This window comes from Planktothricoides sp. SR001 (assembly GCF_001276715.1).
Taxonomy (GTDB): domain Bacteria; phylum Cyanobacteriota; class Cyanobacteriia; order Cyanobacteriales; family Laspinemataceae; genus Planktothricoides; species Planktothricoides raciborskii.
Genome location: NZ_LIUQ01000015.1, coordinates 22,609 through 43,311, shown reverse-complemented (window position 1 = coordinate 43,311; position 20,703 = coordinate 22,609). Strand labels below are relative to the sequence as shown.

The window sequence follows — 20,703 nt, the reverse complement described above, 5'->3', positions numbered from 1 at the left end:
GATAAAAAGAAATGATTGTGGTTGCCAATTCTAGCCGTTTAATTGCTTTAGCTAAGATTGGAAAGTTTGAACTGTGGCATTCTTTGTATGAGGAGTTATTGATTCCTGACGCGGTTCGAGAGGAGGTGGCGAGAGGATGAGTCTTTATGAGACAGACTTTTATGCTTGGACACAACGCCAAGCGGAAGCCCTAAAACAGCATCAATGGGAACTGTTGGATCTGCCAAATTTGCTGGAGGAAATTGCCGCCTTGGGAAGACGAGAACGGCAGGAACTGAGAAATCGTTTGGGGATTTTGCTGGGACATTTACTCTTATGGCAGTACCAGCCTGAATTAAGGGGAAATAGTTGGTTGGCGACGGTTCGAGCGCAACGGCGTGAAATTCTCACTCTATTGCAAGAGAATCCTAGTCTTAAACCCTATCTGCAAGAAGCGCTGGCGTTAGCTTATCAAAGTGGGCTAGACCTCGCTGTGCGCGAAACGAGTTTATCCTACACCAAGTTTCCCGAATCCTGCCCCTATACTTGGGAACAAACTTTAGATGCAGAATTTTTTCCGAATTGAAAATCGCACGCTTTGATTACACCCAATGGCGGCAAGATGGTTTGCCCAAAATTAGCCTGAAGGAATTAGCAGCAGCAAACGGAGTCAATCATGCAAGCACAGCGTTTAATCTTAGAAACGGACGAGCGAGGAAATCTTAAACATGTGCCTAAATTACCACCCAACCAGCATTTTGAGGTAATTTTCCTCGTGCTGGCAGAACCCGCAGAACCTTCAATTAAGCGGCGGACTCCTCACCCCGATCTGGCTGGTAAAGTTCAGATATTGGCAAGTAATATTATTGATAGCGTTCCAGATAGTGACTGGGAACTTCCCCAATGATTGTGCTGGATACACATATTTGGTTGTGGTGGGTTAATCAAGATTTTAACTCCCTGGCAGTTAAAAGAAAAGAACAAATTGAACTAAGTGATGTGGTGGCGGTCTCTGCGATTAGCTGTTTTGAGGTGGCATGGCTGTTTCACCATCAACACATGACAAACAATGCTTAATAGCTGATTGGTTTGAGAAGGCGTTGAATGGTTCTGGGATTCTTTTGTTGCCTATTACTCCGAAAATTGCTGATATTTGCGTAGAATTACCAGAGCATCACCGCGATCCACAAGATCGACTGATTATTGCCACAGCAATCGCCCATGATGCCTATTTGATGTCATCAGACAGCAAGTTTAAGCAATATGCAGAACTCCAGGGTAAGTTGCTTTGACTTTGACTGGGTGATTAATATATGGGAGGAATACAAATGAATCAGCGCATCTTACAGTTAAATTTTCCCAACACGGTTGCCCAAACCGATGAAGAGTTACGATTATTGATGGCGGCAAAATTATATGAAAATGGGACATTAACATCAGGTCAAGCAGCGGAGTTAGCAGGGTTAAGTAAAAAAGCATTTATTGAAGCGATCGGCAATTATAATGTTTCCGTTTTTAGTGGATTAGTTGCCGACTTAGAAGCCGACATTCAAAATGCCTAAAGTTGTTATTGCTGATTCCAGTTGTTTGATTATTTTCAGGAAAATTGGAGAGCTAGAACTATTACATTTGCTTTACGAGATTGCATCCGCAACGCTTCGCGATCGCATCTCTATTACCCCTGAAATTGAAATAGAATTTGGGTAGAGTTTGCCTGAGTGGATTGGGCTGACCAATGACCCATTACCCATGAGATTACTAAAACCGTAGTTATTTAGATATTAGCCACAATGCAAAATATTCAGTTAAAAACTACAATCCCAGAAGATGGCATTTTAAGAGTGCAGATGCCAACGGAAGTAAAGAACACCGAATTAGAAGTCTTAGTGGTGTTTCAGCCTACTATGACTGCAAAGGACGAACAAAAAGCCAGACACCAAGGATGGCCACCAGGATTTTTTGAAAGAACTTGGGGCAGTTGTGCTGACGCGCCCATAACCATTGATGAATCTGGAGTTTCTCCAGAATTAGATGACCAATTAGAAGGAATGTTCACGCATCAATAAATCCCAGTGCTTGATCTATTAGATACTAATGTCATCGCCATCTATTTAAATCGACGTTCTCTAATTCTAATGTAGGGGCGAAGCATTTCGGCAGATATTTATCGGTTAAAAACATTAACGTATTATCGAAATGCGCGGGCCAGATTAACCCAGAAGATATCGCCGTTTGTTCTGTGGTGAAATTTGAGTTGTTTTATGGGGCAATGAGAAGTGGCAATCCCCTGAAACATTTATCCCGACAACAAGAGTTTTTGGATTTGTTTGTTTCTTTGCCTTTGGACGACTTAGCGGCAAAAAAAGCTGGAAAAATTAGAAGTAATTTAGCCGCTTTGGGAACGCCAATTGGCCCTGATGATTTACCGAGCGCGGCTATTGCTATAGTCAATAATCTCACATTAGTCACTCATAATACCAGAGAGTTTGAGCGGGTGTCAGAGTTAAGAGTAGAAGATTGGCAGGTGTAAGGAGAAAAGCGATCGCCCTCTTTTAAAGAAAAATATGTGCGATCCATCGCTTTCTTTGCCCTCTGTGTCCCGAAACCCTTTTGGGAATCCACCACAGCGCAAGTCTGTCATTCCCGCGCAGTAGTAGGGTGGGCAAAATTTGCCCACCCTACCCGTGATTCTGTTCCCCTGCTCCTCTGCCCCTCTTCACAACAATTTCTCCCAACCAGGAACATTTCCTCGCAACCCCTGTCTTCCTACGAGACAAGGTAAATGAACGTTATTCACCCATAAGTTCAAGCTGTGATACTCTTAGGCAGATAACCACGAGTCAGACTAATCGATGAAATTTTTCCAAAAATTACTCTATTTATTTACAACTAGAGAACGGTGGCAAATCGCAGGGCTGTTTATCCTGATTCTGATTGGCGGTGGTTTTGAAACTTTAGGAGTTGGTTTAGTTCTGCCATTAATCTCACTTTTGGGAAATCCAGAACTGATTGAACAGCAGGGCATTTTGCGCTGGATTTATCAAGTAGTGGGAGAACCAGCACCCCGTCAGTTTTTAATGGGATGTGGGTTGGCATTTATTGGTCTTTATATTATAAAAAACTCTTACTTAACGGCACTTCACTATTTACAATGCCGTTTTATTTATGATAAACAAATTGAATTATCTTCCAGACTTTTTCGGGCTTATCTATATAGTCCTTATACTTTTCACTTACAGCGAAATACAGCGGAATTAATTCGGAATCTGAGTATTGAAACCACTCTTTTCTTTGTTAATGTTTTAGCTCCTGGTCTATTAGCTTTCACGGAACTGACAATTCTCGCTTGCATTGGTTTATTTTTATGGCTGATGGAGCCAGTGACTTTTTTAATGGCGGGTGGAGTTATTGGTTTAGCAACTGCCAGTTTCTATCGCGTTGTTCGCATTAAGTTAAGTCAGCTAGGTAAATCTCGACAATATCACCAAGGTCAAGGGATTCAAACGATTAATCAAGGATTGGGAGGCATCAAGGAAGCAAAGGTTTTAGGGCGAGAGCAATTTTTTCTCAATGTTTATCATCATCATCATGTTGCATCAAGTCGCACCTTTCAGTATTTTGAAGTTGTAAGGCAGCTACCTCGATTTTTTATTGAGACTATCGCTGTTGTCGGATTAATGCTAATTTTGGTGTCCGTTTTAGCTCAGGGTAGAGATTTAAGCGACGTAATCCCCACGCTCTCATTATTTGCCGCAGCAGCTTTTCGCTTGATGCCCTCGATTAATAGAATTTTGAATTCAGTTACAGCGATGCGTTTTAGTTCTCACACTGTTCATGTTCTTTATCAGGATTTGAGAGAACTAAAACCAGTGCTAGAAAATAGGCAATTAGTTAATTTAGTTAATTCTCGCAAAGTCGCGGAGGTGCAGCCCGTTTTAGAAACGGAAATCGCATTACAGAATGTGTTCTATCGTTATCCAGGAGCCAGCGATCGCGCCCTCAAAGGAGTATCTTTAACCATTCCTAAAGGAACATCCGTAGGCTTTGTGGGGTCTTCTGGGGCAGGGAAAACCACGATTGTGGATGTGATTCTAGGGCTATTGCCACCCACTGAGGGGCAAGTTTTAGTCGATGGTCGCGATATTTATGACGATTTATCCGCTTGGCAGCGTTTGATTGGTTATATTCCCCAAAGTATTTATTTGTGCGATGATACCCTGAGAAATAATATTGCTTTTGGGATTCCCGCAAATGAAATTAATGAGAATTGGATTGAGTCTGCGGTAAAATCAGCCCAGTTGACTGAGTTAGTCCAAAGTTTACCCGAAGGTTTGGATACTTTAGTGGGTGAACGAGGGGTGCGGCTGTCAGGGGGGCAACGGCAGCGGGTGGGGATTGCTAGAGCGTTGTATCATAATCCAGAGGTTTTGGTGATGGATGAGGCTACGGCAGCTTTGGATAATCAAACTGAGGCTGGGGTGATGGAGGCTGTGGAGAAGTTGAGTGGCGAGAAAACTCTGATTATGATTGCTCACAGATTGAGTACCGTGAAAAATTGCGATCGCCTCTATTTTATGAGTCAGGGACAGATTGTAGATTCAGGCACTTATGATGATTTATGCCAACGCAATCGAGAATTTCAGCAGATGGCTCAAGCAGTTAGTTCACTCAACAATTAAAGCGAAATCTATTATTACTTTGGATATGATAATCATAAATATTCAGTGCTGAGGAAAATCAATTGAGTTATAAGCAAAAAATTTTAGTTACTGGTGCAGACGGTTTTATTGGCTCTCACTTAACAGAAGAATTGGTGAGGCAGGGTTATTCTGTAAAAGCTTTTGTTTTATATAACTCGTTCAACTCCTGGGGCTGGCTAGATCATTCTCCAAAGGAAATTTTAGAAAAATTGGAAGTATTTTCTGGCGATATTCGCGACCCTTATGGGGTTAAAGAAGCCATGAAAGGCTGCGATATCGTATTACACCTAGCGGCATTAATTGCTATTCCTTATTCCTATCATTCACCCGCAACTTATGTGGATACGAATGTAAAAGGAACGCTAAATGTAGTTCAGGCAGCCAGAGAATTAGACATTGAAAAAGTTGTGCATACTTCCACCAGTGAAGTTTATGGCACGGCTCAATTCGTGCCCATTACAGAAGCTCATCCCTTGCAAGGTCAATCTCCTTATTCAGCAAGTAAGATAGGGGCTGACCAAATTGCCCTGTCTTTTTACCAATCTTTTAATACTCCTGTGTCCATTATTCGTCCTTTTAATACCTACGGACCTCGACAGTCAGCGCGGGCTGTGATTCCTACGGTGATTACTCAAATTGCTAATGGAACAAGGAAAATTAAGCTGGGTGCATTGCATCCCACAAGAGATTTTAATTACGTCAAAGATACAGTTCGGGGATTTATTGCCATAGCTGAGTCGGACAAATCCATCGGAGAAGTGATTAATATTGGCAGTAATTTTGAAATTTCTATTGGTGATACAGTAAAGCTGATTGCAGAAGCGATGGGGGTAGAGATAGAGATAGAAACTGATGAGGTTCGTTTACGTCCTGAGAAAAGTGAAGTGAATCGTTTATGGGCAGATAATACCAAGGCAAAACAGCTTGTGGGATGGGAACCTTTATATGGTGGACGTGAAGGGTTTAAGCGGGGTTTGGCAGAAACGGCAGAATGGTTTATGAATCCAGCAAATTTGGCAGGATATAAGAGCGATCGCTACAATATTTAGGGGTATTTGAAAAGTGGACAAACTAGAACAGGATTTTTTACGGGGGCTGCAAACTGTCTTAGGACAGCCGAATCCTTTTGTGCCACTCCACGAACCTGAGTTTATGGGCAATGAGTGGGAACTTGTCAAAAATTGCCTTGATTCCACTTTTGTTTCATCCGTTGGTAAGTACGTCGATCGCTTTGAAGTCATGCTGGCGGAATATACAGGGGCGAAGTATGCCGTAGCAGTGGTAAATGGCACGGCAGCCCTGCATATCGCTTTATTATTGGCAGGGGTTAGACCAGGAGATGAGGTATTAATTCCCACTTTATCTTTTGTGGCTACAGCAAATGCGGTGTCTCACTGTGGAGCAATTCCCCATTTTATCGATAGTGAATTTAAGACCTTGGGGATAGATCCTCATGCTTTGGATGACTATCTCAAGCAATGTAGCTTGTCTGGTTCAGAGGGATTAACGAATCGATTTACAGGACGGCGCATTGCTGCTGTTGTGCCTATGCACACTTATGGTCATCCGGTAGATATGGCCTCTCTGCTTGATGTAGCGAATCGTTATCATTTGCCCGTTGTAGAAGATACAGCAGAATCTTTAGGCAGCAGATATCAGGGGCAACACACGGGAACTTTTGGCCAGTTGGGAACCTTGAGCTTTAATGGCAATAAGGTGATTACCACAGGTGGAGGCGGAGCGATTTTAACCAATGATGCAGAATTAGCTCGACAGGCCAAACATTTGACCACAACTGCGAAACAGCCTCACCGTTGGGAATTTTTCCATGATGTTGTTGCCTGGAATTATCGCTTGCCTAATTTGAATGCTGCCTTGGGATGCGCTCAGATGGAGCGTTTATCTGATTTTTTGGGTCGCAAACGGTTATTAGCCCAGCAATATCAGGAAGTATTTAGAGATATTGAGGGAATAGGTTTTGTAGTTGAGCCTGCCAACAGTCAGAGTAATTATTGGTTGAATACTCTTCAGTTAAGGCAACCCAGTTTGGAAATGCGCGATCGCCTCCTAACCGCTGCCAATGATGCAGGGTATCAATGTCGTCCCACTTGGACATTACTGCATAAGCTGCCTATGTATGTTGATTGTCCTCATGCTCCCTTACCTGTTGCAGAGCATTTGGAAGCGAGTTTAATTAATGTGCCAAGTAGCGCAAAACTCGCAGGAGGAGGAAGATGACACCAAAGCGCAAAATTTGCATTGTCACGGGAACTAGGGCTGAGTATGGTTTGCTGTACTGGATGATGAAAGAAATTGCTGATGATGATGAGTTAGAGTTGCAAATTATCGCTACAGGGATGCACCTTTCTCCTGAGTTTGGCTTGACCTATCAGCAAATTGAGGCGGATGGTTTCAGCATTGATGCCAAGGTGGAAATGTTGTTATCCTCTGATACTCCAGTAGGTATTGCTAAGTCCATTGGTTTAGGTGTGATTGGCTTTGCTGATGCTTTGGAGCGATTAAAACCTGATATTTTAGTAGTGTTAGGCGATCGGTTTGAAATTCTAGCCGCAGCGCAAGTAGCTATGGTAGCTAGAATTCCTATTGCTCACATTCATGGGGGAGAGACTACAGAAGGGGCATTCGATGAGCAAATTCGCCATGCTATTACTAAATTTGCCCAATGGCACTTTGTCGCCGCAGAACCTTATCGTCAGCGCGTGATTCAATTGGGAGAATCCCCCGATCGCGTTTTTAACGTTGGTTCTCCAGGTCTAGACCATCTACAATATATGGACTGGCTCGATCGCCCTACTTTAGAGCGATCTCTAGGGCTGAAACTGCGATCGCCCCTCTTCCTGGTGACATATCATCCGGTTACGCTGGATCAACAGTCTCCGTCAATCGCCATGCAGGAGCTATTAGCGGCTCTGGATGGTTTTCCAGAGGCAACGGTCATCCTAACCTATCCCAATGCTGATACAGGGGGGCGCGTTTTGATTGAGCAGATCGATCAATGGGTAAGTCAAAATCAGCATCGAGCGAAAGCATTCGTTTCCCTTGGTCAGCAACGTTATTTAAGCCTGATGGGTGAAGCTGATGTCATTATCGGGAATTCCTCCAGTGGATTGACCGAAGCACCCTCCCTAAAAAAAGCAACCGTGAATATTGGCGATCGCCAAAAGGGTCGTCTCAAAGCCAAATCAGTGATTGATACGCCAGAACGCAGCCAGGATATTGTGGCTGGCATTCATCAAGCCCTATCTGACGAGTTTCAATCGATGCTACCCTCAGTCAAATCCTTGTATGGAACAGGAAACGTGAGTCAGCAAATCAAGGAAACACTAAAAGCTGTGCCACTGCAAACTCGAAAAGCCTTTTTTGACATTAAACATAATTTATAAAATGTCCACATTTATCATTGCAGAAGCAGGGGTAAATCATAATGGCGACATCAGTCTCGCCAAGCAATTGATTGATATTGCTGCTGATGCAGGGGCAGATGCCGTTAAATTCCAAACCTTCCAAGCCGATCAGGTTGTGAGTCGTCATGCACCCAAGGCTGAGTATCAAACTCAAACGACAGGCAAAATGGAAAGTCAATTAGAGATGATCCGTAAACTGGAATTGAGCAAGTCGGATCACGAACTTTTGATTAGTCATGCTCATTCCAGAGGTGTTCAATTTCTCTCAACCCCCTTTGATGTTCCTAGCTTATATCTCCTGACGCGAGATTTTGGTTTAAAAACGATTAAAATCCCCTCTGGAGAGATTACTAATGCCCCTTTTTTACTAGAAATTGCTCGTTCTGCTGAAAAGATCATTCTCTCGACGGGAATGAGTACCTTAGCGGAAGTAGAAGCAGCGTTAGGGGTTTTAGCCTTTGGGTTTAAAACGGATAAGGCGATTCCCCAGCGGGGAGATTTTGAGCAGGCTTTTGCTTCAGACCAAGGACAACAGGAGTTGCGCGATCGCGTCACCCTCCTCCACTGCACTACTGAATATCCAGCCCCCTTTGCGGAGGTGAATTTACGGGCGATGGATACTCTCGCAGCAGCTTTTGGGCTTCCGGTAGGTTATTCTGACCATACTCCGGGGGTTCACGTTTCCTTGGCGGCGGTGGCACGGGGTGCTAGAATTATTGAAAAACACTTTACGAGCGATCGCAGTCTTCCAGGTCCCGACCATCAGGCATCCTTAGAACCCCACGAATTAAATCAGCTAGTACAACAAATTCGCGAAATTGAGCAAGCATTAGGGGATGGGATTAAGCGACCTACAGCCTCGGAGTGGAAAAATCGAGATGTTGCCCGTAAGAGTTTAGTGGCAGCTAAGGCGATCGAGGCTGGTGAAGTATTTACAGAAGAAAACTTAACTTGTAAAAGACCAGGAACAGGAGTTTCTCCTTTTAGCTATTGGCAAACAATTGAGCAATTAGCAACCCGAAGTTACGATATAGATGAAACCTTAGATGTCTGAATCCGTCTATGTTTTAGGTGCAGGTGGTCACGGGCGAGTTGTTTTGGATACACTACTGGCTAACGGGATTCAAGTGACAGGTATTCTCGATGCCAAGGCTCAACTCTCAGGGCAACTACTCGGAGTTCCCGTTTTAGGGGGAGATGAATATTTAGATAATGTGTCAAGTGCCAACTCTTTTTTAGTGAATGGATTGGGTGCTAATCCTAAAATATTCAGACGCCGAAATATATTTACTGTTATGAAAACACGGGGATTTACATTTAAGTCATTTAAACATCTATCAGCAATTGTGAGCAGTGCCATCAGTATGGGAGAGGGGTGTCAGGTTATGGCTGGAGTCGTTATCCAAGCTGGAGTGACTCTGGAAGAGAATGTGGTCATTAATACAAGAGCCAGTATCGATCATGACTGTATGATTAGCGCCCACTCCTTTATTGCGCCTGGGGTAACGCTGTGTGGCAATGTCACAGTCGCCTCATCTGCTTTTATTGGAGCAGGTGCCGTAGTAATTCCTAATATTCATATTGGAGAGAATGCGATTGTTGGCGCGGGTGCAGTGGTGACAAAACCCGTCCCAGATGGCTGGATTGTGGTAGGAAATCCTGCGGTTAAGATTGGGGTCAATAACTAATGACTAAAGCGAACTGGAAAGATATTGTTATTTCTCCTGAAACATCCTTGGGAGATGCGATCGCCAGAATAGACAAATCAGCCCTTCAAGTTGCAGTAGTTTTAAATCCTGACCAAACCCTAGCGGGAATTTTGACAGATGGCGATATCCGTCGGGCAATATTAGCGGGAAAAAGTCTTCAGGTTAAAGTGTCAGAGGTGATGAATCCCAGACCGACTGCGGTTCCTATGTCCATGCCCCGGAATAAAATGTTGGCACTAATGCGCCGTAAAACCATCCACCACTTGCCGCTCATTGATGAGAATCGTCGGTTGGTAGGTCTGGCAACCTTGGACGACCTGGTTGGTGCAGTCGAACGCCCTAACTGGGTTATTATTATGGCAGGAGGTTTAGGAACTAGGTTACACCCATTAACACAAGAATGCCCGAAGCCTCTGTTAAAAGTAGGGGGCAAGCCCATTTTAGAAATTATTCTGGAAAGCTTTGCCGAACAAGGTTTTAAGCAGATATTTCTATCTGTCAACTACAAGGCGGAGATGATCCAGGACTATTTTGGGGAGGGCGATCGCTGGGGCGTACAAGTTAATTACATCCATGAAAAAGAGCGTTTAGGCACTGCTGGAGCCTTGTCTCTCTTGCCAGAACGACCTACCACCCCAATGATTGTGATGAATGGGGATATACTAACCCGCACCAGCTTTGATAGTCTGCTAAAGTTCCACGAAGCACAAAATGCTGTGGCAACGATGGCAGTGCGCGAGTATGATTATCAAGTACCTTATGGTGTAGTGCGGATGGATGGTACAAAAATTAAGGCGATTGAAGAGAAACCTTTACAGCGTTTCTTCGTCAATGCAGGCATCTATACCTTAAGCTCAGAGGTTTTAGAGTATATCCCTAAGAACACTTTTTTTGATATGCCGACATTATTTGAAAATCTAATTGCGGCTAATCAATCAACTGCTGCCTATCCGTTAAGGGAATATTGGCTGGATATTGGTAGAATGAGCGATTTAGAAAGAGCCAATCAGCAAATAGGAACTTTAATTCAATGATTCAAGGTAAAACAGTTTTGGCGATCGTGCCTGCTAGGGGAGGATCCAAGGGAATTCCCAGAAAAAACATTAGAGAAGTAGCTGGAAAACCATTAATTGCTTGGACTATTGAAGAAGCCAAAAAATCTCGCTATATAGATAGACTAATTCTTTCATCAGACGATGATGAGATTATTGAAGTGGCTAAAGCATGGGGGTGTGAAGTTCCATTCAAGCGTCCCATAGAATTAGCTCAAGATGACACTCCTGGAATCGCTCCTGTGCTACACGCTCTGGAATTTTTACCCAGATACGATTATGTCATTTTACTACAACCTACTTCTCCCTTGCGACAGGCAGATGATATAGATAGTTGTTTGGAAAAATGTCTGGCAGCAGATGCTAAGGCTTGCGTTTCAGTCACAGAAGTTACAGAAAATCCCTACTGGATGTACACTCTTGAAAAAGATGGAGCAATGCGGCAATTAATTCAAACTAATGATTTTTTTTATAGAAGGCAAGATTTACCCCAGGTGTATAAGTTAAATGGTGCTATTTATGTGGCCAATTATGAGTGGTTATTGCAAAGTAAATCTTTTTTGAGTCAGGATACTTTGGCTTATGTGATACCTTGGGAGCGATCAATAGATATTGATACTGAGAAGGATTTACAATATTTGAATTATGAATATTTCCCAAAAAATTCTAAAACCTGAATATATAGAATAGATATGTCATCTAATCATTTTCAGTGAAAAGAGAAAAAAGCAGCAAAGATATAAAAAAATAAAAGATATGATAAAAAGAATCGTTTTTTTTATAGAATCACCATTAACGAAAAGGGATTACAATCGTTTTGGAACTGAAATCTTAATCAATAATGGCTTTATTGTCGAATTCTGGGATTTTACACCTTTCATTAATCCTCTCGTTTTCGCCAAATATACTCCTCCTGATAAATTTACTTTTGAGGGATTAAAATTATTTTACTCGAAAAGTGCCGCCATAAAATCTATCAAAAAACTTTCCTACAAAGAAACGCTGGTAGTGACTTTCTTGGATTACCAAATTAAAACTCTTGAAATTTATCAAACTCTCTCTTTCAGAAAGATACTATACGGTACTGCTGCTATAGGATCTTTGCCTTCTAATTTTTCTTCAAAACGCAACATAATAAACTATCTTCTATTGAAATTGAGCAACCAGCCTTTATCCTTAATTAGGGCTATTTTTAATAGACTTACTCCTCAATGGCTAGGAGTTAAACCAATGAATTTTGTCTTGTTAGGAGGAGAAAGGGCAGGGAAAAAAAATCCTACAGATATAAATACAGAAATGATCCATGCCTGTACATTTGATTACGACTTATACTTACAAGAAAAATTTCATAAAGAAAATGAATATGAAGGTAGCATAGTTTTTCTTGATGTATATTTGCCTTTTCATTCTGATTATTTGCATATGGGAGTTCCTGCACCATGTAAGCCGGAAGAATATTACCCACCATTAGTTAATTTTTTTGAGACAATTGAATCTGCGCTTAACAGTAAAGTTGTCATAGCTGCCCATCCTCGTTCTTCCTATGAAAATCATCCCGACTATTTTGGTGGCAGAAAAGTATTGCGTGGACTGACTTCTAGACTTGTTAAGCAATCTAAGTGTGTTATTGCTCATGGCAGCACCGCTCTCAACTTTGCGGTTATTTACGAAAAGCCAGTATTATTTGTGACTTTGAACATTTTACAAAATTACAAGCATTATCAACTTGGTAAATTCTATGAGTTAATGGCAAATACTCTTGGCAACGAACTGATTAATTTGGATGAGCCAAGAAACATCGACTGGCAAGCTGAACTAGAAATAGATCATGCAGCTTATAAGATGTATCGTGATTCATATATTAAAAGTCCTTTAGCTCCTGAAAAACCTTGTTGGCAAATATTTGCAGATTATGTCAAAACCATAAAATAATATTTTTTAAAGTTTTAATGAAAGGTAATTTAACCTCAAAAAAAGAGGATTCTCTAAAAAAAAGATATTTATACAAATTGACTGCAAATCTGATCGGATTAGCGATAAATCTTGTCACTCAAAGTATAATTCCGCGTGGTCTTGCTCCAACAGCATACGGTAGCTTTAGCTTTTTAAGTGCGTTTTTTACTCAGATTGTAGGTTTTTTTGATGCTGGAACATCTATAGGATTTTACACCAAACTTTCTCAAAACCTCGAAGATGTTGGATTGATAAAAATTTATAATTTTTTTGCTGTTATTCTCAGTGCCTTTACTATTTTAGTTGTTGCCATAATTTTAACTACAGGATTTGGAGATTCGCTCTGGCCAGATCAAGAAGGTATTTACATATGGATGGGACTTTTTTGGGCTTTGTTGACCTGGTATTCCCAAATTATTAACAAAATATTGGATGCCTACGGAATCACAAGCAAAAGTGAAATTGTCCGAACTCAACAGCGATTTTTAGGGATGATCCTAGTCTTACTAATGTTTGTCTCTAATCAATTTAGTTTAACTAATTTTTTTTTGTATCATTATCTTATTTTATTCTTTCTCTGTTTTTCTTGGTGGAATCTTTTGCAAAAGCAAGGTATTGAACTTTTCCCAAAAGTTCAACAGACTGCAAGAGAAATAAGACAATATATTAAAGATTTTTACACTTATTCATCTCCTTTAATAATTTATAGTTTTGTTGGTTTACTGGTTGGTTTACTGGATCGTTGGATGCTCCAAAAGTTTGCTGGTTCAGTTCAACAAGGATTTTACGGTTTATCTTATCAAATAGGCGCAATTTGTTTCTTATTTACGAGTGCTATGACTCCCTTGTTAACGCGAGAATTTGCCAAGGCTTTTGGTGAGACAGACTTACTCAAAATGCGATCGCTATTTCAGCAATACATCCCTATGCTTTATGCGATCGCTGCTTATTTCGGTGCATTTGCATTCATTCAAGCTAAAAAAATCAGTTTACTTGTTGGCGGTCAAGACTATACTGAAGCATCAGTAGCGATTGGACTAATGACTCTTTATCCGATTCATCAAACTTATGGGCAGCTAAGTGGTGCAGTATTTTTGGCAACAGGGCAAACTAAACTATATCGAAACATAGGGATACTTTTCATGTTGTTGGGACTACCTATGACAATTCTTTTGATTGCTCCAAAAGAGTGGTTAGGATTAAACTTAGGTTCTACTGGACTTGCTATAAAAATGGTCATCATTCAATTTTTTGGAGTGAACTTACAACTTTGGTTTAACACCCGTTTTTTGAGTATGTCGTTCTGGAATTTATTGAGACATCAAATATATTCTCTTTCTTTACTGCTGGGGATCGCCTGGATTGCTGCTTTTATAGTCGATATGCTGATCGAGAATACTTTGCTGGCTTTCTTAACAAGTGGCTTAATCTACAGTATTGGCTCTATCTTACTTCTATTTTTGGTTCCTTCAGTATTTGGCATTAGCAGAAAACAATTAAATGGTATAATAAATAGACCAGTGAAAATATAAATTTTCGTTGTTAATTTTTAAGGATTACCTCAATTTTCAATAGTAATACAAACAAATTTGTGGATTTTCATGATTAGGCTTACAAAATTATGAAAAATCATCCTGATGATTAGCATAAAAACATGAAAGTTATTTTGCAGGAAATTCTCTATCGGATTTATAAACTCATCGATAATCAATAATATGCCTAAAGTTCTCATCACCACCGTTCCCTTTGCAGAACGCAACAAATTCCCTCTAGAAATGCTCGAATCCAACGGAATCGAGTATGTCATCAATCCCTTAAATAAAAAACTCACAGAAGCAGAACTAGCAGATTTGATTCCCGAATTTGATGCACTCATCGCAGGAACAGAACCCATTACCGAATATGTAATGAGTTGTGCCCCTCGATTGAAACATATCTCTAGAGTCGGAATTGGCTTAGATAGCGTTGACTTGCTGGCCGCAGAAAAACGAGGAATTAAAGTTTCTTATACTCCTGATGCACCTGCTCCTGCTGTAGCTGAATTGACTCTGGGGTTAATGCTATCTTTGCTCCGTTCTATCCACATTGCCAATACCCAAATGCACCAAGGTCAGTGGCAACGAGTTTTTGGTCGGAGAATTTCGGAAATCACTGTGGGTATTATTGGTGTGGGTCGCATTGGGACTAGGGTTTTGCGGCGAATGCGGGGCTTTGGAACTCCAAAAATTATGGTTAATGATATTCTACCCAATTTGGAATTAAACAGAGAATTTAAACTCAATTGGGCATCAAAAACCGATATCTATAGAGAAGCTGATTTAATCAGTATTCATGTCCCCCTGACTGCTCAGACTAAAAATATGATTCGCAAAGAACATCTACTACAGATGAAGCCTGATGCTTTGTTAATTAATACTTCACGAGGGGGCATCGTTAATGAGCAAGATTTATTGGAAGTGCTGCAATCGGATCATTTAGGAGGGGCAGCGATCGATGTTTTTACAGAAGAACCTTATCATGGCGATTTGGCCAAAGTCGATCGCTGTATTTTGACCTCTCATATGGGTTCTATGTCTGTAGACTGTCGGACTCGGATGGAGATTGAAGCCACTCAAGAAGCCGTTCGTTTTCTAGTCGGTCAACCCTTGCAAAGTCTTGTTCCCGAAACTGAGTACAATGTGCAACGTCAAGGTTTATGAGTTATAAGAAAGTATGCAAAAAGTTTGTGTAATCGGAGGATCTGGTTTTCTGGGTTCCCATGTGTGCGATAAACTCAGTGAAGGGGGTTATCCGGTGTCAATCTTTGATCGCACTCCCTCACCTTGGCTGCGTCCCGATCAAGAAATGCTGGTGGGCGATCTTTTAGATGAAGCAGCTTTAGATCGGGCGATCGCAGGTAGTCAAGTGGTTTATAATTTTGCAGCGATCGCGGACCTTGATGAAGCCCGCGATCGCCCGTTAGATACGATTCGGGTTAACATCTTGGGGAATGCTCAGGTGTTAGAAGCCTGTAAGCGTCATCAAATCAAGCGTTTTGTCTATGCCAGTACCGTCTATGTGTATAGCAGAGAAGGGGGATTTTATCGCTGTAGCAAACAGGCTTCTGAGCATTATGTGGAAGAATATCAACGAACCTATGGGTTAGATTACACGATTCTGCGCTACGGCTCTCTTTATGGGCCTCGTTCTGACCACCGTAATGGATTATGGCGCATTGTAAAAAGTGCCTTAGAAACTGGTAAGGTGTCCTATCAAGGTAGCCCAGAGGCAATGCGAGAATACATTCATGTAGAAGATGCGGCTCGTGCTAGTGTTGCAGCTTTAGGTGAGGAGTTTCGTAATCAGAGTGTAGTTCTAACAGGGCAAGAACCGATGCGGGTCTTGGATTTATTGAAAATGTTAGCGGAAATTTTAGGCATCCCTGATGCAGTGGAATTTATTGAAGGGGATCATATTGGGCATTATGTTCGCACACCCTATGCTTATCAACCCAAGTTAGGGCGGAAGTATGCTCCTCCGTTGCACGTCGATTTAGGGCAGGGGTTATTGCAATTAATTGATGAAGTCCGCCATTGTGTGTAAAGCAATTCAGTTACTACAGAAATCCGATCTTATCTTCTGGGACTTTGATGGAGTCATTAAAGATTCTGTTACTGTTAAATCTGTGGCATTTGAACAGCTATTTTTAACCTACGGTTCAGATATTGCCAAACAAGTTCGCGTTCACCATGAGAATCATGGCGGAATTTCCCGATATGATAAAATACCCATTTATTTAGCTTGGGTGGGTGAGCCTACAGATAATTTCACCGTAGAAAAATTTTGCCAGCAATTTTCGCAACTGGTTCAGCAAGCGGTAATTGATGCTCCTTGGGTGCCAGGGGTAGAATATTATTTACGGAAGAATCCCCATAATCAAATCTTTATCTTAGTCACAGCTACGCCACAGGCAGAAATTGAAACCATTTTATCAGCCTTGCGTTTGCGTGAATGTTTTACGGCAATTTATGGATCTCCTGTAAGTAAAAAACAAGCAATTCAAAATACTTTAGAAACTTACCAAGTTGAGCCACAAAATTCTGTGATGATTGGAGATACCAAAACAGATTGGCAAGCAGCGCTGGCAAATAACGTTCCTTTTCTTTTCCGTTGTTGCGATCGGAAAGAGCGAGGAATGGAAAATTATATAGGAGAGTCAATACCCGATTTTACAGATATTGTCAAAAACCTCTGAGCAATTCAGGGAAATTTCATCATCAATTTCTTCGTCTAAACCCAGCTTTGCACTAAAACCTCAATATTTCATATTTAATTTAATTCAATGATTTGTGCCTTAATGATTGGTCGTGCCGGTAGCACAGGTTTTCCCGGTAAGAATACTTATCCGATTTTGGGTCGTCCCCTTTGTGCTTATCCCCTGATGGCAGCCCGCAATTCCCGTTATATCTCTCGGCTCTTTGTTTCCACCGATTGCCCAAAAATTACTGCTGTTGCCCAAGAGTTTGGGGCTGAATTTATACAGAGACCGTCAGAACTAGCCACGAAAGAGGCTTTAGGGGAAGATGTCTTTGCTCACAGCTATCGAGAAATTAAACGTCAATTAGCTGCTGATGGTGAGAGCATTGAGTTGATGGTGTTACTTTTTGCTAATGCAGCGACCATTACATCTGAACTCATTGATCAAGGGATTGAAGCGTTACGTCAGGATTCTTCTTTAGATTCAGCCGTTACGACCTCCGTCTATAATATGTGGAGTCCACTGCGGGCGCGGAAAATAAAAGAAGATGGCTGCTTACACCCTTTTGTCCCTTTTGAAACATTTGGCGATCCCAAAACACTCAATTGCGATCGCGACTCTCAAGGTGAAGTTCATTTTGCAGATATGTCCGTCTCAGTCGTTCGTCCCCATTGTTTAGAACATCTTGAAGATGGGCTATTACCCCAAAAGTGGATGGGACAAAAAATTGCGCCAATTCGCTCTTGGGGAGGATGCGACATTGACTATGAATGGCAAGTGCCAATGGTAGAGTTTTGGCTGAAAAAGCACGGTATCAAAGACGCGAGTGAGGAGTGACTAAAACTATGAAATCCCAAAGTCAGCTTTACCAAAAACACAATAGCTTTGTGGAATTACGCAACCACAATCGTCAGGGAATTGAAAAAACTCTCAACAGAATTTCCACCCTGCGATCTTCTACCTCTGAACGGAATCCATTATTAAGTAGCGACCAACAGTCAATATTACAACGGGTTTATCGAGACTTACTCGATGGGGGTGTACCAGAAGAACCACAATTTACCCTCAGTCCTAATGTAGTGGAAGAAATCGATCGGATTGAAGACTCAGACTTGCCCCGTTACCTTATTCACCGCTATCGTTATGAGATTTATCCCCAGAATCATACCTTAGACGGCTATCCCCCTTATTTACAAATTGAGCCTACTTCAATCTGTAATTATCGTTGTGTTTTCTGTTATCAAACCGACGATGTTTTCACACAACGCAAGAATGGATTTATGGGACACATGACCCTTGAAACATTTCGTAGGATTATCGATCAATCTGAGCGAAATATTGAATTTATCTCCCTAGCTTCTCGCGGTGAGCCACTTCTCTGCCCAGAGATTGAAGAGATGTTAGCTTACACGCGGGGCAAATTTCTCAATCTCAAAATGAACACGAATGCTTCTATGTTAGATGAGCGCAAAGCTCATGCAATTTTACAAAGTGGTATTCAAACCTTGGTATTTTCTGCTGATGCGGCTCAAGAACCCTTGTATAGTCAGCTACGAGTCAATGGCAAGTTGGAGCGGGTTTTAAGTAATATTAAGCAATTTCAAAAAATCAAGGAAACCCAATACAGCAACTCAAAAATTATTACTCGTGTTTCAGGAGTTAAGTTTGATGAACGTCAAAATCTAGATGATATGGAACAATATTGGGGAGAATTAGTCGATCAAGTAGCTTTTGTTAACTATAATCCCTGGGAAAATGTTTATGAAAGTTCACCCATAAAAGTTCAGAAACCTTGCTCTGACCTTTGGCGAAGGATGTTTGTGTGGTGGGATGGAAAAGTTAATCCTTGTGATGTGGACTACCGCTCCACTCTTGCTGTTGGATTTATAGGTGATAGTGATTTATCGTCGTTATGGCGTTCACCAGCTTACGAACGTTTACGGATTTCTCACTTAGAGCAACGTCGCAGTCAAATGTCTCCATGCGATCGCTGTACTGTTATTTAATAACATTCAATTGCGTAATCGGGAGAATCTCTAACTTATCAACAAACTAATGAAATTAGCCATTTCCAATATTGCTTTACCAGCTTACGAACATACATCCTTCTTTCCAAAAATCAGAGAAATGGGAGTGAAAGGGCTAGAACTGGCTCCTAGTAGAGTATGGATGAATACATGGGAATCCTTAACATCTCGGCAGGTTTCGCAGTATAGGCAATCTATTGAAAATTCAGGATTAAAAGTAGTTGGGTTACATTCTCTATTTTTCGATCGCCCAGAATTAGGCTTATTTAGCAGTTCAGACATTACTCAGAAAACCCTTGATTTTCTGATTCATCTTTCTAAAGTTTGTCGCGATCTGGGAGGAAAAACACTGATTTTTGGCTCCCCTGCGGCTCGTCGCCGCAATAATATTCCCTTCGCTCAAGCTGAAGCGATCGCCGTTGACTTTTTTGGCACTCTATGCAATAAAATTGTCGCTCATGGTACTTGCATTTGTTTAGAGCCACTCACGACTAATGAATCAGACTTTATTAATTCAGTTACAGATTCTCATCGCATAGCAACTATTATTGACCATCCGGCATTTAAAATTCAAATTGATGCCAAAGCATTAACAGATGCTCAAGAAGTAAACTCAGAAACTTTTAATAAGATTAGCTCTCAGCTAGTCCACTGCCATGTCAATGAACCGGGTCTTGGTCTGCTTGGTACGGGAATAGTAAACCATCCACAGATCGCCAATTTTCTTTATTCAATTAATTATTCAGAATTTGTTTCTTTAGAACAGCGTATGTTGGATTGTGCCAATCCTCTTGAAGCTATTAAGTTAAGTGTATCTTTTATGAAAAAAATTTACTTAAATGAGTCGAATTGAATTCCCAAATTGGGTTCCCAAATTAGAGAAACATCAACGTATTCTTGTTACTGGTGCATCAGGAGGAATTGGTCGGGTCTTAATTTCAATGTTGCAAGAAGGCAGTGATTGTATTTTGGGTTTTCATGCTTCTACTGCAACTATGCCAACTGCTACTAATAGTTTAATCCCTCTACAAAAACAACTAAATGGTGAAGCAGATTGTCAAAATTTAATCGCTCAATTTGTGAGCAAAGCCCAAGGTATTGATGGATTAGTTATATTAGTTGGGGGAATTTCTAATTCTACTCACTGGAAAAATCTATCGTCTGATGAATGGCGTAGGGATTTAACACTCAACTTAGATATTCCTTTTTTTCTAGCTCGTATTGCTATGCAATACATGATTCAACAAAACCAAGGAGGAAGCATAATCCTTTATGGTACGGAATCAGCTTTACATGGCGGTAGCCCTACAGCCCTTCCTTATGCTGTTGCTAAACGAGGAATAGAGTGTCTTGTTCAGGGTTTAGCACGGGAGGGTGCAAAGTATGGCATAACTGTAAATGGCATACGTCCGGGATTTATCGCTAGTGGTTTCCATGAGCGTTGGCAAGGTAAAAATAATGATGACCTCCAAAAAAGAGCAGAAATGGTTCCCCTAAAAAGAGCAGGTACGCCTGAAGAGGTTGCCGCTCTGACAATTTATTTGTTGTCAGGTTGGTCACGGTTTATTACTGGGCAAATGTTTGCCATTACAGGTGGCGATTGGTTGTAATTATTCGGATT

General features: G+C 41.3%; 26 protein-coding genes. All 26 read left to right on the top strand.

What is annotated here, in order from left to right:
- The first annotated feature begins 11 nt into the window (after nt 1–11).
- Nucleotides 12–140, top strand: a complete 129-nt coding sequence (locus tag AM228_RS36155; protein WP_255353185.1) for a hypothetical protein — start codon at nt 12–14, stop codon at nt 138–140.
- Nucleotides 137–565, top strand: a complete 429-nt coding sequence (locus AM228_RS11085; protein WP_054466180.1) for a DUF29 domain-containing protein — start codon at nt 137–139, stop codon at nt 563–565. The genes AM228_RS36155 and AM228_RS11085 overlap by 4 nt, the downstream gene beginning before the upstream one ends.
- A 90-nt stretch (nt 566–655) precedes the next feature.
- Complete coding sequence (locus AM228_RS11080) at nt 656–886, top strand: hypothetical protein (RefSeq protein ID WP_054466179.1); 231 nt, start codon at nt 656–658, stop codon at nt 884–886.
- Nucleotides 883–1,056, top strand: a complete 174-nt coding sequence (locus AM228_RS34170) for a PIN domain-containing protein (RefSeq protein ID WP_197285273.1) — start codon at nt 883–885, stop codon at nt 1,054–1,056. Before AM228_RS11080 ends, AM228_RS34170 begins: the two co-directional genes overlap by 4 nt.
- A gap of 47 nt (nt 1,057–1,103) precedes the next feature.
- A complete protein-coding gene (locus tag AM228_RS11075) occupies nt 1,104–1,271 on the top strand; it encodes a PIN domain-containing protein (protein WP_231636753.1) in 168 nt (55 codons plus the stop codon).
- A 36-nt stretch (nt 1,272–1,307) separates the two neighbouring features.
- Nucleotides 1,308–1,541 (top strand): UPF0175 family protein, encoded by a 234-nt coding sequence (locus tag AM228_RS11070; RefSeq protein ID WP_054466178.1) that lies wholly within the window; start codon nt 1,308–1,310, stop codon nt 1,539–1,541.
- Nucleotides 1,534–1,686: a hypothetical protein gene (locus tag AM228_RS32390; protein WP_156331699.1), complete on the top strand. Its 153-nt coding sequence runs from the start codon at nt 1,534–1,536 to the stop codon at nt 1,684–1,686. Before AM228_RS11070 ends, AM228_RS32390 begins: the two co-directional genes overlap by 8 nt.
- Before the next feature lie 83 nt (nt 1,687–1,769).
- On the top strand, nt 1,770–2,045 hold the full coding sequence (locus tag AM228_RS11065; RefSeq protein WP_054466177.1) for a hypothetical protein: 276 nt from the start codon (nt 1,770–1,772) through the stop codon (nt 2,043–2,045).
- Between the two features lie 173 nt (nt 2,046–2,218).
- A complete protein-coding gene (locus tag AM228_RS11060; RefSeq protein WP_231636752.1) occupies nt 2,219–2,509 on the top strand; it encodes a PIN domain-containing protein in 291 nt (96 codons plus the stop codon).
- A gap of 322 nt (nt 2,510–2,831) precedes the next feature.
- Entirely contained in the window at nt 2,832–4,658 is a 1,827-nt protein-coding gene (locus AM228_RS11055; protein ID WP_054466176.1) for an ABC transporter ATP-binding protein, read from the top strand.
- Nucleotides 4,659–4,720: 62 nt separating this feature from the next.
- Nucleotides 4,721–5,728 (top strand): NAD-dependent 4,6-dehydratase LegB, encoded by a 1,008-nt coding sequence (locus tag AM228_RS11050; protein WP_054466175.1) that lies wholly within the window; start codon nt 4,721–4,723, stop codon nt 5,726–5,728.
- A gap of 13 nt (nt 5,729–5,741) precedes the next feature.
- The gene (locus tag AM228_RS11045; protein ID WP_054466174.1) at nt 5,742–6,917 is read left to right on the top strand and encodes a LegC family aminotransferase; all 1,176 of its coding nucleotides are present in this window, start codon (nt 5,742–5,744) and stop codon (nt 6,915–6,917) included.
- Entirely contained in the window at nt 6,914–8,083 is a 1,170-nt protein-coding gene (neuC, locus tag AM228_RS11040; RefSeq protein WP_054466173.1) for a UDP-N-acetylglucosamine 2-epimerase, read from the top strand. Before AM228_RS11045 ends, neuC begins: the two co-directional genes overlap by 4 nt.
- 1 nt (nt 8,084) lies before the next feature.
- A complete protein-coding gene (gene neuB / locus AM228_RS11035; RefSeq protein WP_054466172.1) occupies nt 8,085–9,158 on the top strand; it encodes an N-acetylneuraminate synthase in 1,074 nt (357 codons plus the stop codon).
- Nucleotides 9,151–9,792 (top strand): acetyltransferase, encoded by a 642-nt coding sequence (locus AM228_RS11030; protein WP_054466171.1) that lies wholly within the window; start codon nt 9,151–9,153, stop codon nt 9,790–9,792. Before neuB ends, AM228_RS11030 begins: the two co-directional genes overlap by 8 nt.
- On the top strand, nt 9,792–10,847 hold the full coding sequence (locus AM228_RS11025) for a nucleotidyltransferase family protein (protein WP_054466170.1): 1,056 nt from the start codon (nt 9,792–9,794) through the stop codon (nt 10,845–10,847). The genes AM228_RS11030 and AM228_RS11025 overlap by 1 nt, the downstream gene beginning before the upstream one ends.
- On the top strand, nt 10,844–11,542 hold the full coding sequence (locus tag AM228_RS11020) for a cytidylyltransferase domain-containing protein (RefSeq protein ID WP_054466169.1): 699 nt from the start codon (nt 10,844–10,846) through the stop codon (nt 11,540–11,542). The genes AM228_RS11025 and AM228_RS11020 overlap by 4 nt, the downstream gene beginning before the upstream one ends.
- 79 nt (nt 11,543–11,621) lie before the next feature.
- Complete coding sequence (locus tag AM228_RS11015; RefSeq protein ID WP_054466168.1) at nt 11,622–12,797, top strand: hypothetical protein; 1,176 nt, start codon at nt 11,622–11,624, stop codon at nt 12,795–12,797.
- 17 nt (nt 12,798–12,814) lie between these two features.
- Nucleotides 12,815–14,350, top strand: coding sequence for a lipopolysaccharide biosynthesis protein (locus AM228_RS11010; protein WP_054466167.1), 1,536 nt, complete (start codon nt 12,815–12,817; stop codon nt 14,348–14,350).
- 183 nt (nt 14,351–14,533) lie between these two features.
- On the top strand, nt 14,534–15,517 hold the full coding sequence (locus AM228_RS11005; protein ID WP_054466166.1) for a phosphoglycerate dehydrogenase: 984 nt from the start codon (nt 14,534–14,536) through the stop codon (nt 15,515–15,517).
- A 13-nt stretch (nt 15,518–15,530) separates the two neighbouring features.
- A complete protein-coding gene (locus AM228_RS11000) occupies nt 15,531–16,400 on the top strand; it encodes an NAD(P)-dependent oxidoreductase (RefSeq protein WP_054466165.1) in 870 nt (289 codons plus the stop codon).
- On the top strand, nt 16,378–17,052 hold the full coding sequence (locus AM228_RS10995; RefSeq protein WP_054466164.1) for an HAD family hydrolase: 675 nt from the start codon (nt 16,378–16,380) through the stop codon (nt 17,050–17,052). The genes AM228_RS11000 and AM228_RS10995 overlap by 23 nt, the downstream gene beginning before the upstream one ends.
- Before the next feature lie 87 nt (nt 17,053–17,139).
- Nucleotides 17,140–17,892, top strand: coding sequence for a cytidylyltransferase domain-containing protein (locus AM228_RS10990; protein WP_054466163.1), 753 nt, complete (start codon nt 17,140–17,142; stop codon nt 17,890–17,892).
- A gap of 8 nt (nt 17,893–17,900) precedes the next feature.
- Nucleotides 17,901–19,061: a radical SAM/SPASM domain-containing protein gene (locus tag AM228_RS10985; protein WP_054466162.1), complete on the top strand. Its 1,161-nt coding sequence runs from the start codon at nt 17,901–17,903 to the stop codon at nt 19,059–19,061.
- A 49-nt stretch (nt 19,062–19,110) separates the two neighbouring features.
- Nucleotides 19,111–19,935 carry a sugar phosphate isomerase/epimerase gene (locus AM228_RS10980; protein WP_054466161.1) on the top strand — a complete coding sequence of 275 codons (825 nt, stop codon included), beginning with the start codon at nt 19,111–19,113 and terminating at the stop codon, nt 19,933–19,935.
- Nucleotides 19,922–20,692, top strand: coding sequence for an SDR family NAD(P)-dependent oxidoreductase (locus tag AM228_RS10975; protein WP_054466160.1), 771 nt, complete (start codon nt 19,922–19,924; stop codon nt 20,690–20,692). Before AM228_RS10980 ends, AM228_RS10975 begins: the two co-directional genes overlap by 14 nt.
- The last annotated feature ends 11 nt before the right edge of the window (nt 20,693–20,703 follow it).